Annotated in this window: 9 protein-coding genes; 3 read left to right on the plus strand and 6 right to left on the minus strand. The window is 62.0% G+C overall.

Annotated features, from left to right (window positions below; genetic code table 11):
* Positions 1-138: 138 nt before the first annotated feature.
* The 6 genes from DWY51_RS01720 to metK form a co-directional block, all read right to left on the minus strand.
* Positions 139-1353 carry an ABC transporter permease gene (locus DWY51_RS01720; protein ID WP_117769642.1) on the minus strand — a complete coding sequence of 405 codons (1215 nt, stop codon included), beginning with the start codon at positions 1351-1353 and terminating at the stop codon, positions 139-141.
* Entirely contained in the window at positions 1350-2123 is a 774-nt protein-coding gene (locus DWY51_RS01725) for an ABC transporter ATP-binding protein (RefSeq protein ID WP_117769643.1), read from the minus strand. The genes DWY51_RS01720 and DWY51_RS01725 overlap by 4 nt, the downstream gene beginning before the upstream one ends.
* Positions 2123-3559: an efflux RND transporter periplasmic adaptor subunit gene (locus tag DWY51_RS01730; protein WP_158556886.1), complete on the minus strand. Its 1437-nt coding sequence runs from the start codon at positions 3557-3559 to the stop codon at positions 2123-2125. The genes DWY51_RS01725 and DWY51_RS01730 overlap by 1 nt, the downstream gene beginning before the upstream one ends.
* Before the next feature lie 132 nt (positions 3560-3691).
* Positions 3692-5425 (minus strand): L,D-transpeptidase, encoded by a 1734-nt coding sequence (locus DWY51_RS01735; protein ID WP_158556887.1) that lies wholly within the window; start codon positions 5423-5425, stop codon positions 3692-3694.
* A gap of 149 nt (positions 5426-5574) precedes the next feature.
* Positions 5575-7182, minus strand: a complete 1608-nt coding sequence (gene sdaAA, locus DWY51_RS01740; protein WP_117769646.1) for an L-serine ammonia-lyase, iron-sulfur-dependent, subunit alpha — start codon at positions 7180-7182, stop codon at positions 5575-5577.
* Positions 7183-7493: 311 nt separating this feature from the next.
* Positions 7494-8774 (minus strand): methionine adenosyltransferase, encoded by a 1281-nt coding sequence (metK, locus tag DWY51_RS01745; RefSeq protein ID WP_035138245.1) that lies wholly within the window; start codon positions 8772-8774, stop codon positions 7494-7496.
* Positions 8775-9057: 283 nt separating this feature from the next.
* Here metK and gltX point away from each other — a divergent pair, with 283 nt between their 5' ends.
* The 3 genes from gltX to def all read left to right on the plus strand — a co-directional run bounded on the left by gltX (position 9058) and on the right by def (position 13631).
* Positions 9058-10533 carry a glutamate--tRNA ligase gene (gene gltX, locus DWY51_RS01750; protein WP_117769647.1) on the plus strand — a complete coding sequence of 492 codons (1476 nt, stop codon included), beginning with the start codon at positions 9058-9060 and terminating at the stop codon, positions 10531-10533.
* Between the two features lie 212 nt (positions 10534-10745).
* A complete protein-coding gene (gene priA, locus DWY51_RS01755; protein ID WP_233504588.1) occupies positions 10746-13076 on the plus strand; it encodes a primosomal protein N' in 2331 nt (776 codons plus the stop codon).
* Positions 13077-13094: 18 nt separating this feature from the next.
* Entirely contained in the window at positions 13095-13631 is a 537-nt protein-coding gene (gene def / locus DWY51_RS01760) for a peptide deformylase (protein WP_055250379.1), read from the plus strand.
* Positions 13632-13655 lie beyond the last annotated feature (24 nt).

The raw sequence follows: 13655 nt of genomic DNA on the forward strand, positions 1-13655 counted from the left end.
GTCATCCGCCAAAAGCTCGAGGACGACGCCCGGAACCGGCGCAAGCAGCCCTTCAATAAGTTGCGGTGAAATAGTGTCTGTTTTTGCTGCTAGATAGCATATTCAGTCCCTAATTCACCGCAACTTGTTGGTGGTGACTTACTGGTAGCGTAGGCACTCCACCGGGTTGAGCTTTGCCGCGCGTCGAGCGGGGTAGAAGCCAAAGATTACGCCGATGCCGACGGAGACGGCGAAGGCCAGCAGCACCGTGGCGATTGAAAAACTCGGTGTGATTTGCCCGCTGGCACCGAGCTCGCCAAGAATCCCGGATCCGGAGGCAAACATCGCAAGAGCCCAGGCCAGCAGATAGCCAATCAGGACACCCAACAGTCCGCCGGTGACGCACAGCGCCGAGGACTCGGCCAAAAACTGGGCGGTAATATCGCGACGACTGGCGCCCAGAGCGCGGCGGATGCCGATCTCGCGGATGCGCTCAGTCACGTTGGTGAGCATCATATTCATAATGCCGATACCGCCGACAAGCAGCGAGATGCTGGCGACAGCACCCATGATGAGCGAGAACGCGCCCATAAAGGAGTTGAGTGCATCGATGGCGCTTTTCATGGATGTCGCCGATACACTGTCGTACTCATCCTCCTCCGCGATGCCCTTTATCGCGTGCACCTTGGACTCGATGGTCTTGCAGAGCTCATCCATGTCCGTGCCCTCGGCGGCAAGTGCCGTCACGCTGGGGAATGAAGGATTCTCGTCACCAAACAGGCCGGAGATGGTTTCGCGTGGCATATACAGCGTGAGCGAGCCCATGGAGTCGCTGCCACCATCTATCACGCCTACAATCTGCACCTCGCCGTTGGACACCTTGATGGTTTTCCCCAGCGCATCCTGTTCGTTGCCGTAAAGCTGATCGGCGCCGTTGCGGCTGATGAGCGCCACGCGCGAGCCTGACTGGGACTCGGCCTGGGAATAGGTGCGCCCCGCAACGAGCTTGCTGGCCCCCACGGCGTCTAGCATGTCGCTATCGACACCTTGTGCCATGACGGTATAGCTTTTATCGCCGGTCTTGTACTCGGTATACGCGCTGTCGACAATGCCGATCTGCTCTATCTGCGGCACCAGTTTTTGAAGCTTCTCGATGTCCGACTCGGTGAGTTCTTGCGACGAATAGATTTGCACCATGCGTGCCGCATTGAGACCCAGACTGTTGACCAGGCTGTTTTGGATGCCGCCGATGAGCGAAGTCATGGCGATTACCGAGGCGATGCCGATGACAATGCCCAGGATGGTGAGCAGGCTGCGCCCCTTGTTGGCTTCGAGCGAGTGAAGGGCTTCCTGGATGAGATCGCGGGCGCTCATGCCACCACTCCTTTCGGCGGGTTGGCGGGGGCGGAAATCATGGGCAGGCTATCTACGGCGCTGCGTAGGGTCCGCGGTGCATGTGGAATATACGCGCCGTCGTGAATGCGACCGTCGCGGATGGTCACGGCACGGTCGGCCTCGGCGGCGATGCCGGGGTCGTGTGTGATAAGCACGATGGTTTTGCCGCGCTTCTGGAGCTTATGGAAGGTCTCCATCACAAGCGCTCCGGTGGCGGAGTCTAGGTTTCCCGTTGGCTCATCGGCCAGGATGATGGGCGGGTCATTGACGAGGGCGCGCGCGATGGCGACACGCTGCATCTGGCCGCCCGAGAGCTCGGATATGCGGTGGTCCCAGTGGTCGACGGGCAGCGTGACGGCCTGCAGCGCGTGCACGGCGCGCATTTCGCGCTGGCTACGGGACACATTGGTGTAGGCCAGCGGCAGCATCACATTTTCGATAACCGACAGGCGCGGCAGCAGGTTGAAGCTCTGAAAGACAAAGCCAATGCTCAGGGCGCGAACTTCGGTGAGCTCGTCATCATCGAGCTCGGCCACGTTGAGCCCTTGCAGGTAGTAGTCGCCCGCCGTCGGCTTATCCAGGCAGCCTAGGATGTTCATGAGCGTTGATTTTCCCGAGCCCGAAGGGCCGGTAATGGCGACGAACTCGCCGGGATTTACCGCCAGGCTCACGTTATGCAGGATGTGGGCGCAACCTGCCTCGCTCTCAAAGATGCGGTGCACGTTGCGGATGTCGATAACGGGACGCATTACATGCCCTCGTCGGCAGACATACTGCCCGAATCCGCGCCGTAGCCGCCGTCAGCCGTTGCGTCCGCTCCGGTGTCCATGACGAGGGTGTCGCCATCGCGCAACTTGGTAACCGGCACGTTGGGGTTGATCTCGTTGCCCTGGTCGTCGCGCTTGACCTGTGTCTTGCCGACTACGGCTTCGTTGTCGTTTTGCGTCACGACTGTCACCTTCACGCGACGGGTTTGCTTGCCCTCGTCATCAGTCGCCACGTTGACGTAATAGTGTTCGCCGTCTTCGGTCATGAGCGCCATCGTCGGCACCATCACCACGTCGTCGAGCTGCTCGGTCACCACTGATACCTCGGCCGTCATGCCCGGCTTCAGGCGCGCGTCGGGCGCCTCTATGAGAATGTCGACGTTAAAGGTTACGCTGCTGCCGTCACCGTTGGCGGCGTCAGAGTTTGCCACCGAGGCGATAGCCGTGACGGTGCCCTGGCTCACGATATCGGGAAACGCGGGATACGTGACGTTGGCGCTCTGCCCAACGGCGATCTTGGCGATGTCCTTTTCGCCCACCTGCACGGTCACCTTCATCTTGGATAGGTCGGCGATCTGCATGCACTGTTTGCCGCCGCTCGTATCGCTTTCGCCCATGATCATGCCGCCTGTTACCGTGGCGCCCACCTTGGCGTTGAGCTCCACGATACTACCCGAGCTCGGGGCCGTGACCGTGCGACTGGCGGCCTTGGCGTTCGCCTGGTCGAGGTTTGCCTGGGCCGATGCCAGGCTGCGCTGCGCGGCCGATACGGCGTTCGTGTCCGCTGATGCGGCGGAGACGCCAGCCGCTGCGGAAGCTCCATCGACGTCCGTCGTTGGGGTGGTCTGCGCGGCGGTTGCGGCTTTCTGCGCGTTGGCGAGGTCTTCCTGGGCGGCTGCAACTGCACGCTGCGCCTCGGCAACGTTGCGATCGAGCTCGTCGTTTTTAATGGTCATAAGCACGTCGCCCTCGTTGACGGATTGGCCTGCCTGCACGTTGATCGAATCGACCGTACCGTCGACAGAAGGGGAGACCACTGAGGACGAAATGGGTTTGAGCTGGCCTTTCGCCTCGACCGTTGTGGTAAACGTGCCCTCGGTCACCATGTCGGTCACCGGCCCGTTGTTGCCTGCGGGCCGTGCGTTGATGGCTAAGGTCACGACAACGGCGATGAGCACAATGGCGGCCACGACGCCGGCCGCAATGCCGCGTCGGATGAGCTTTTTGCGTCGATGTTCGGCACGTTTTGCCTTGAGCTTGGCATATGCCTCTTCATCGGAAATCTCGGTCGCATCGTTCGCGCGTCCGCTCTGCTTATCGGCATGTACGTTTGTAATCAGAGGAATCGTTTCGGTGGCACCTTCGGGCGTGCGCTCGGTATCATCTGGGCCCGGGGTGATCGTGGGGACATTCGGCATAGCGTCTCCTTTATAGAAAGACCCTCGATAATTATATGCGCCCACCGGTTGGGGCGGGCGCATAGAACGGTTTCTTTCGGAACTGTTAGATTGGTCGCAGCGGTTCCACGTTGTATGAATGTGCGCGTTGCACTACGAGTGCACGACCACGCACAGGCCGACTTTGATGCAGTCGTGAAGTGCCTTGGCGTCTGCCAGGCGCAGGTTGATGCAGCCGTGGCTGCCGCACCATTTGTACGACTCGGCGTTATCGAAGCTCTTGTCGTTTTGCCAGGTGGCATCATGGAAGCCGATCATGTTGCCCTCAAACGGCATCCAGTAGCTCACCGGACTCTCGTATTTGGGCTTGCCGGTCTCGGGGTCCTTGGCTCCGATCAGGGTGCTGCCGCCGTCGTTGCTGTTGATCTGCCAGACGCCCTCGGGCGTGGCGTCCTCGCCCGGCTTGCCCGAGATAAAGTTGGCCTCCCAAACGATATTTCCGCTCTCGTCATAGTAGCGCGCGTGCTGCTCGGACAGGTCGACGTCGATATACGCCTTCCAGTCGGGCTCTCCCTTTGCGGTAAAGGTGTCGGCCTTCTGGGAGTACTTGATCTCGATTTCGCCGGTCTGCTTGTTGTTAATGGCGTCCTCGACCTGCTTGGCGAGCGAGCTGCTGTCGATGGACCAACCAAAGTCGCCGCCTTCGACGGCGCACTGCTTGCCATCGGCGCGCGTCCACCAGCGAGTGGAGCCCACGGTATTAAAGCCGTTGGCGAGTTCGGCTGCCCAGCTGCTGATCTGCGACGTATCGAGCGTGGGGTTGGCCGGATCGGCAAAGCTGATCCACTGCAATACGGAGCTGCCATCAACCTTGCCGGCATCCTCGCCGTTGAGCTTGAGGGTCACGTTGACGCCCAGGAAGTTGTTGGCGGCATCGCATGCGGCCTGAATCTGATCATCGGTTAGCGTTCCATTGAGCGGCTCATAGGCATCGTTGCCGAGCTTGGAAAGATCTACGGTCTCGGCCAGCGAGGCAAGCTCGAGCTCGGCATATTTAATGACATGCTCGCGGTTGAGTTTTTCGTTGGAGCGCGCCTTCTCGACGGCAAACTTGCCGGCCTGCTCGTCATAGGAGCTATTGGCCTCGAACGTGCCCGAACGGCCCTCGTTAAACTCGTCGATGGCGGCGCCCAGATCCTTCTCAAACTTCTTTTGGTCAAAGGTGTCGGAGAGCATGGACAGGTCGACGTCTTGATCAAGATCGACTTCGTTGGAGGTAGCGGTTGTTTTGGTTTTGCCGCTTAAGGATTCCACAAGGCGGACCGGCCATACAAAGGCTTCGTTGTGGCTGATAATCTCTTTTGCGGCAGCTTCGCCGTCGACAATGGGCTCATCGGACTCGGGCTGATAGGTCCAGCTAAAGTCATCGCCTGTCACGGTGAGCTTATAGTGCTTCCATGCCGAGTTGACCTTGGTGGCGGCAGACGAAGCGTTGGAGAACGAGACGTCGACGCCGGCGATGGTGGTATTGGGGTAGGCTACCTGTGAAAACGCTACGATGCCTACGATATAGACAATGACGATAAGACCTAAGACGACAAAGAGCGTCGTCTTTTTGCCTGACTTATTGTTCTCGGGGGACTTGCGCGCGGGGCCGCGATCGCCTCGGGCGTGCGTTGGGGGCTGCTTGGGCGCATTGCCGTTTGCCTGGCGCTGCTGACGTTGTTGACGATGCTGTCGCTGTTGGTTCGGGCGTTGAGAAGCGTTTGCCGCACCACGCTGCTGACCGGGGCTCGGCGCGATAGGACGCGGCGACTGAACGCCGCCGGTGTGCCTGCTCGGCTGCTGCGGATCGGGAATCAGTTGAGTTCGATCGTTTTGCGACATCGTATGCATATCCTTCGAATTTCGCCTTGCGGCTCATCGTGTTTTTACTGGGCTTGCATTATAGCGATTGCCCTGCTGTTTGTGGTACGGAAACGGTGGCATTCAAAAGAGGTGGGACATTTGTCCCACCTTTGAGTCGTTCTTAGCCGTTATCCGCACACACCGCATTTTGCACAGGCTGAAAGTGCGGCCGGAGCCTGCGCGATGCCGCCCTTTGCCGTCTCGCGCAGCGTGGCCGGCAACGCGTGGCCCACTGAGAGCATGACATGTGCCATCTGGTCAAACGGAACCAGGCTCTTAATTCCTGCGAGGGCGAGTTGTGCCGAACTAAAGGCCGCTGCCACGCCGATGGCGTTGCGGTTTTGGCAGGGCACCTCCACGAGGCCACCGACGGGGTCACAAACGAGGCCCAGCAGGTTACTCAGCGCGATGGAACTGGCGTCGAGCGCCTGCTCGGGCGTGCCGCCGAGCATCTGCACCAGCGCGGCGGCTGCCATGGCGGCGGCGCTTCCCACCTCGGCCTGGCAGCCGCCCTCGGCACCGGCGACGCAGGCGCTCGTGGTGAGGTTGAGGCCGATAGCGGCTGCGCAGTAGAGCGCGTCCATGACCTGCTCGTCGTCGAGCTGAAGGTGATCGGCCAGCGCCAGCACGCAGCCGGGCACGACACCCGCGGAGCCTGCCGTCGGAGCTGCGACGATCACACCCATCGTGGCGGAACGCTCGAGCACGGCCATCGCGCGGGCCACGGCGTCGGTCTGGACGACGCCCATCAGGCTTTCACTCAAATCGTTGCGGCCTGTGGCATCGACGAGTTTAGCCTCGCCGCCGATAAGCCCGCCGAGTGAGCGCAGCGGATTTGCGAGTGGGGCCGTGGTCTCCTCGCGCATGACGTCGAGCACGCGGCGCATGGCGGCGACGGCGTGGGCCTCGCCGGTCAGACGCGCCTCGCGAACGGCCATGACGGCGCCGATGCTGAGCCCCTGTTCCTCACACGCATCGAGCAGCTGCTCGCCGTCGTCGAAGATTTCCTTGGCCGAGACGCCGGGGGAGAGCGACGAGGCAGAACCGGGGAGCTCGATAAAGGTCGCGTAATCGACATTGTCGAGTTTGCGTAGCATGGGGATAACGGTGTCGTCGGGCGCGCCGTCGGTCTCAAAGACGGAGTAGGCCTGGCCGCCCACTTCGGTGCGGTAGGTGCGGCAGAAGGCGATGTTCACGTGGGCGTAGGCGAGCAGGTTGGTGAGCGCGGCGAGCACGCCGGGGACGTCGTAGTGCGCCACGAAGAGTGTGGAGTACATGCCCGAGATGTCGACGCCGACGCCGTTAATGCGGCTGATGCGCATCTTGCCGCCGCCCAGGCTCTCACCGCGGACCTGTGCCGTGGCGCCCGTGTCGTCGACCATGTCGATGTCGACGGTGTTGGGGTGGATGGAGGCGTCGTCGCCCTTGATGTCAAAGTGATATTCGAGGCCCTGCTCGTGCGCGAGGTCGAAGGCCTGCTTGATGTTCTCGTCATCGGTGTCGAGGCCCAGGATACCCGCGACGAGCGCGCGGTCGGTGCCGTGGCCGCGGTAGGTGTGGGCGAAGGAGTTCCACAGGCCAAAGGTGACTTTGGTGATGCGGCCTTCCAACAGGCTGGCGGCAACTTGGGCGCAGCGCAGGGCGCCGGCGGTGTGCGATGAGCTGGGGCCGACCATGACGGGGCCCAAGATCTCGAATGCCGAGGTCGTAGCTAGTGTTTGCGGCTTGCCTGCCATGGCTGCTCCTTTTCTATCCCTTCGTCCCGAGGGCGGGGCATAAGGTCGCCTGCTCGGACAGTCCTGCTCGCACGGAGAGCACATTAAGTGCTCTCCGGCTCGTGCGGAACTCGCGATCGACCTTATGCCCCGCCCTCGGGACTAAGGATACATGGTAGAGGCGCGTGTGCTCCAAAATTCATTGGCTGGTGACCTATTCCATGTCCCGCAGTGGCTCATCTTCACCACCGGTTAAATAAAAAAGAAGTACCGGTTGGGACCGGTACTTCTTTTGAAAGTGTATATATTGTTGTGACCTTAGCGGTTCTTAATTACAGGCCGCAGGCTGCTTTGAGTTCTTCGACTCGGTCGGTTTTTTCCCAGGTGAAGTCGGCGTCTTCTCGGCCGAAATGACCGTAGGCTGCCGTCTTCTCGTAGATGGGGCGACGCAGGTCCAGGTCGCGGATGATTGCGCCCGGGCGCAGGTCGAAGGTCTTCTCTACGGCTTCAACGATCTTATGCTCAGCAACATGTGCGGTACCGAAGGTGTCGACCATGATTGACAGGGGCTTGGAAACGCCGATGGCGTAGGCAAGCTCGACTTCGCAGCGGTCGGCCAGACCGGCGGCGACCACGTTCTTGGCGACCCAGCGCGCGGCATACGCGGCGGAGCGGTCGACCTTGGTGCAGTCCTTGCCACTAAAGGCACCGCCGCCGTGACGGCCGTAGCCGCCGTAGGTGTCGACGATGATCTTGCGGCCGGTGAGGCCCGTGTCGCCCATGGGGCCGCCCACGACAAAGCGGCCGGTGGGGTTCACGTAGATGTCCGCGTTGTCCCACGGCATGTTCTCGGCGGCCATGACCGGGGTGATGACGTGCTCGATGAGGTCGGCCTTGATCTTGCCCATGTCCTCGATCTCGGCGGCGTGCTGCGTGGAGATGACGATGGTCGTGACCTCGACGGGCTTGCCTTCCTCGTAGCGCACGGTGACCTGGGTCTTGCCGTCGGGGCGCAGGTAGGCGAGGGTGCCGTCGTGGCGCACGGCTGCCAGGCGCTCGGCCAAGCGGCTGGCAAGGTAGTGTGGCATGGGCATGAGGGTCTTGGTCTCGTTGGAGGCATAACCGAACATCATGCCCTGGTCGCCGGCACCGATTAGGTCGATCGGGTCGGTGGTAGCGCCGGTCTGGGTCTCGAAGGACTCGTCGACGCCCTGGGCGATATCGGGCGACTGCTCGTGGATGAGGCTCATAACGCCGCAGGTGTCGCAGTCAAAACCGAACTTGGCACGGTTGTAGCCAATGCGACGGATAACGCCGCGGGCGATTTCCTGTACGTCGACGTAGGCCTGGGTGCGGATCTCGCCGGCGACGATGACGGTGCCGGTGGTCACGAGGGTCTCGCAGGCGCAGCGGACGTTCTCCACGTTGGCAGGCACGCCGTTGGGGGCGATGTAGCCCTGCTCCTGGAGCTCTATTTCTTTGGCGAGAATTGCGTCGAGGACGGCGTCACTGATCTGGTCGGCGATCTTATCGGGATGACCTTCGGTCACCGACTCCGACGTAAAAACAAAGGACCCGTGTTGGGGCGGGATGGAACGAAGTTCTTCTGACATGATTGTCCTTTCAAAAACGTGTCCCGGCGACCGTTACCATTCCGCCGGGCTCTCTATGCAAGGGCACATCATAGCGCGTAAATCAAACATTCACACCCTTTCCGCACCTACTCATTGGGGACAGACTTAAATGATCAGCCTTGCCTAAGTGCCGACAGGTTGCCCAAAGAATGGTCATTTAAGTCTGTCCCCAATGAGTAGGTAGGTGCCCTTTGTGCGGAGGTTGCTTTGATGCTTTATACTGATGCGGTTAGACATCCATCCTGCAATCGAGGAGATTTCCATGGCATCAGACGTTCGCGTCCGCTTTGCACCCTCACCGACGGGCAAGCTGCACATCGGCGGCGCCCGCACCGCTATCTATAACTGGGCTTTCGCCCGTGCTAACGGCGGCACGTTCATCCTGCGCATCGATGACACCGACCCCACCCGCTCCACCGACGAGAACACGCAGATCATTCTGCGCGCCATGCGTTGGCTGGGCCTGGACTGGGACGAGGGTCCCGAGGTGGGCGGCGATTTTGGCCCCTACGCCCAGACCGAGCGCCTGGACCTGTACAAGCAGGCCGCCCAGAAGCTTTGGGACGAGGGCAAGGCCTATCCCTGCTTCTGCACCAAGGAGCAGCTCGACGCCGACCGCAAGGCCGCGCAGGAGCGCAAGGACCCCTTCCAGGGCTATCAGCGCCGTTGCCGCAATCTTGATCCCGAGGAGGCCCGCCGTCGCATCGAGGCCGGCGAGTCCTACGTCCTTCGCATCAAGGTGCCCGAGGACCGCGGCGACGTCGTTATCCACGATGCCGTCCACGGCGAGGTGACCTTCGATGCCAAGGAGCTCGACGACTTTGTCATCTTCCGCTCCGATGGCACGCCCACGTACAACTTCGCGACTGTCGTCGACGACGCCATGATGAAGATCACCCATGTCATCCGCGGCGACGACCACCTGTCCAACACCCCGCGTCAGGTCATGGTCTACGAGGCCCTCGGCGCGCCCGTGCCCACGTTCGCCCACATCTCCATGATCTTGGGTGCCGACGGCAAAAAGCTCTCCAAGCGCCACGGCGCCACCTCGGTGGAGGAGTACCGCGACGCCGGTTACCTGTCCGACGCCTTCGTCAACTATCTGGCGCTGCTCGGCTGGTCGCTCGACGGCGAGACCACGATCATCCCGCGCGATGTCCTGGCCAGCAAGTTCTCGCTCGACCGCATCTCCAAGAACCCGGCGACCTTCGACCCCAAGAAGCTTGATTGGGTTAATGCCGAGTACATCAATGGCATGTCCGATGCTCAGTTTGCCGATGAGATCATGGTCCCCGAGCTGCACGAGGCGGGTCTTATCGAGGGTAATGTCGAGTACGGCGAGGATTGGATCGATGCGCTTGCTGCCATCGTTAAGCCGCGCACCAAGATGCCGGCCGACGCCGTGACCGTCGCCGCTCCCATCTTTGCTACGGTCGAGACGCTTGAGTATGACGAGAAGTCCGTCAACAAGGGCCTGGCCAAGGAAGGCATGGGTGCCATTCTGGATGCCGCCAAGGCCGCGCTCGAGGGCGTGGACGAGTGGACGGCTGTCAACATTGACGCCGCGCTTGAGCCGCTTCCCGAGCAGATGGACCTTAAGAAGCGCGTGGTGTTCCAGGCCGTGCGCGTCGCCGTCTGCGGCAACATGGTGAGTCCTCCGCTGGGCGAGACCATGGCGCTCGTCGGCCGCGACGACTGCCTGGCGCGCATCGACCGCGCCCGCACGATGGCGCTGTAATCGCTGCGCAAATGTATGTATCCGAGCCCCGTTCACTCAGAGCGGGGCTCTTGTTTCTGTAGACGTATGGGATAGGAGGTGCTGGGGCCATAGCCGAGCAACTTTCGCTGTTTGGTTCGCCGGAACCAAAACAGGCCCTCGAAAAGCCCGACCGCTCGGCCGAGCAGGCCAAGCCCGAGTCCGCGCCCGAGCCCGTTGCCGCCTACGCGAGCGTGGTCCTCGACATCCCGACCCGTGCGCTGTCCGAGCCATTCGCCTACGGTATCCCCCGGTCCCTTGCCAACGAGGCGCAGATCGGATCCACGGTCCTGGTCCACTTTGGTAACCGTGCTGCCGCAGGCTATATCGTCGATATTGCGCCCGAACTGGGCGACTTGCAAGGCAACATTACCCTCGACACCGCGCGCATCAAGCCCATCGAGACCATCCTCAGCAAACCGCTCTTTGGCGCCGAGTCCGCCCGTATTGCACGTTGGATGAGCCGCGAGTATGTTGCGACGCTTTCCGAGTGCCTGCGCCTGTTCTTGCCTCCGGGCGGAAGCCCGCGCGTGGTCAAGGGCGATGACGGCGTGTGGACCGTTGAGCGCCCTGCCGTTAAACCCATCCAAAACCGCTGGGTCATGCTCACGCCCGAGGGTTTCGACTACACGCCGCCAAAGACCGCGGTCCGTCAGCGTCAGCTCATCGAGGCGCTCCAGTGCGGCCCGGTCACGACGCGCGACCTCAACCTGCTCTATAACAGTATGTCGGCGACCATCAAGGCGCTCGAAAAACGCGGCGTCGTGGTGGTGGAGGAGCGCCGTGCCTGGCGCGGTTGCAGCGAGCAGACCACGCTGTCCTCGGCAAGCGGCAAGGCGCCGGTCTCTCTTACCAACGGCCAGCAACAGGCACTCGCGCAGATTGAGCGCGCCCGTCTGGACGCTCATGGCGACGTGGTGCTGGTCGACGGCGTCACCGGCTCCGGCAAAACCGAGGTCTACCTCTCGGCGATTGAGCGCGTGCTGGCGACCGGCCGTTCGGCCTGCGTGCTCGTGCCCGAGATCTCGCTGACGGCCCAGACCGTCGGCCGCTTCCGTTCGCGCTTTGGCGAGACGGTCGCCGTGTTCCATTCGCGCCTTTCGGCCGGCGAGCGTCTGGACCAGTGGGATATGGTCGCCAGCGGTGCGGCCCGCGTGGTAGTCGGCGCCCGCTCGGCGCTCTTTTGCCCGCTCAGCGACTTGGGTCTCATCATCATCGACGAGGAGCACGAGACCAGCTACAAGCAGGGCTCTAGTCCGCGCTACCATGCGCGCGAGGTGGCGGCCGAGATGGCGCGGCGCTACCGCTGCCCGCTCGTGTTGGGCTCCGCCACGCCCTCGGCCGAGGCCCTCGACCGCTGCCGCCGTGGCACGTATAACGGTGCCACCTGGACGCGCGTCGAGATGCCCGAGCGCCCGGGACACGCCGTGCTGCCGACAGTCCGCATTGCCGACCTGCGCCGCGAGTTCTCGCACGGCAGCCGCTCTATGTTCTCAAAACCCTTGATGGAAGGTCTGGAGCGTGTGGTCGAGCGCCGCGAGAAGGCAGTGCTACTACATAACCGCCGTGGCTTTGCGCCGTTCCTGATGTGCCGCGAGTGCGGCTGCGTCCCAACCTGCAACCACTGCTCCACCGCGCTTACGTATCACGAGCGCACGCACACGCTGCAGTGTCACACCTGCGGATCGTCTTGGCGCGTGCAGCCGTATCCCGCGCCCACGAGTCGTTGCCCCAAATGCGGTAGCCGCTATCTGGCAAAAATGGGCCTGGGCACTCAGCAGATCGAGGACGCGCTGCACCAGATGCTGCCCGAGGATGTCGCCATCATTCGCATGGATGCCGATTCCACGCGCGGCAAGGATGCGCACAAAAAACTGCTCGAGCAGTTCGATGCCGCCGATTGTGCGGTGCTGCTGGGCACGCAGATGATCGCCAAGGGCCTTGACTTTCCCGAGGTCACGCTTGTGGGCGTGGTCAATGCCGACTTTGCCCTCAAGCTGCCGGACTTCCGCGCAGGGGAGCGCGCCTACGACCTGCTGGAACAGGTGGCGGGCCGTGCCGGTCGCGGCGATCGTCCCGGTGAGGTGATCATCCAGACCTACCTGCCCGAGGATCCGGTCATTCGCGCCGTCGCTGAGCACGACCGTTCGATCTTTACCGACTACGACCTGGATCAGCGCCGCGACGCGCTGTACCCGCCGTTTATTCGCCTGGTCAACATTTTGGTGTGGTCGGCGAACCGAGACGACGCGCACGACTACATCGGGCGCATTGCAAAGCTTCTTAAGCGCCGCTGGCATGCCGCCGCGCCAGACTTTTTGCGGGCGGGCAGCGCGGTGCCGCAGGTGCTGGGCCCGGCTTCGTGTGTAATCGAGAGAGCCAAGGACCGTTACCGCTTCCATCTGCTTGTGAAGTCGCCCGTGGGGTACCATGTCTCTGATGATATCGACGCCTGCCTCAAAGAGGCGGGCTCCATGCGCGGCGTGAGCGTGAGCGTTGACGTCGATGCCTATGATTTGATGTAACAACCCGAAAGGATGGCCATGGAAGCCAACGGAATCGTACTGTCGCCCGACCCTCGTCTGCGCCAGGAGTGCGCCGTCATCGAGGAGATCACCCCGGCGATTGAGGCGCTTGCCGAGAAGATGAAGAAGATGATGTTCGACAACGGCGGTTGCGGCCTGGCCGCCCCGCAGATCGGTGAGCTCATTCAGCTCGTCACCATCGACTGCGACTACAGCGACAAGAACGATTACGACCCGTACGTGCTCATCAACCCCGTCATTGTCGAGCAGAGTGACCATTTGGTGCCGTTTAGCGAGGGCTGCCTTTCCATCCCCGGCATTAGCTGCGAGATCGAGCGTCCCGATCACGTTGTCGTCGAGGCGTATGACCTGGATGCCAACCTGATTCGCTATGAGGCCACAGGCGACCTGTTCTGCGTGTGCCTGCAGCACGAGATCGATCACCTGCACGGCAATACCATGTTCGAGCGACTCAAGCCGATGCAGAGGATCAAGGCCGTCAAGGAGTACCAGGACGCCCTGGCCCGCGGCGCTCGACCGGGCGAGACGGAGTAGGTTTGTCCGTCCCCGGGGGGCGCC

The sequence above is a fragment of the Collinsella sp. AF25-2LB genome (assembly GCF_003458415.1).
Classification (GTDB): domain Bacteria; phylum Actinomycetota; class Coriobacteriia; order Coriobacteriales; family Coriobacteriaceae; genus Collinsella.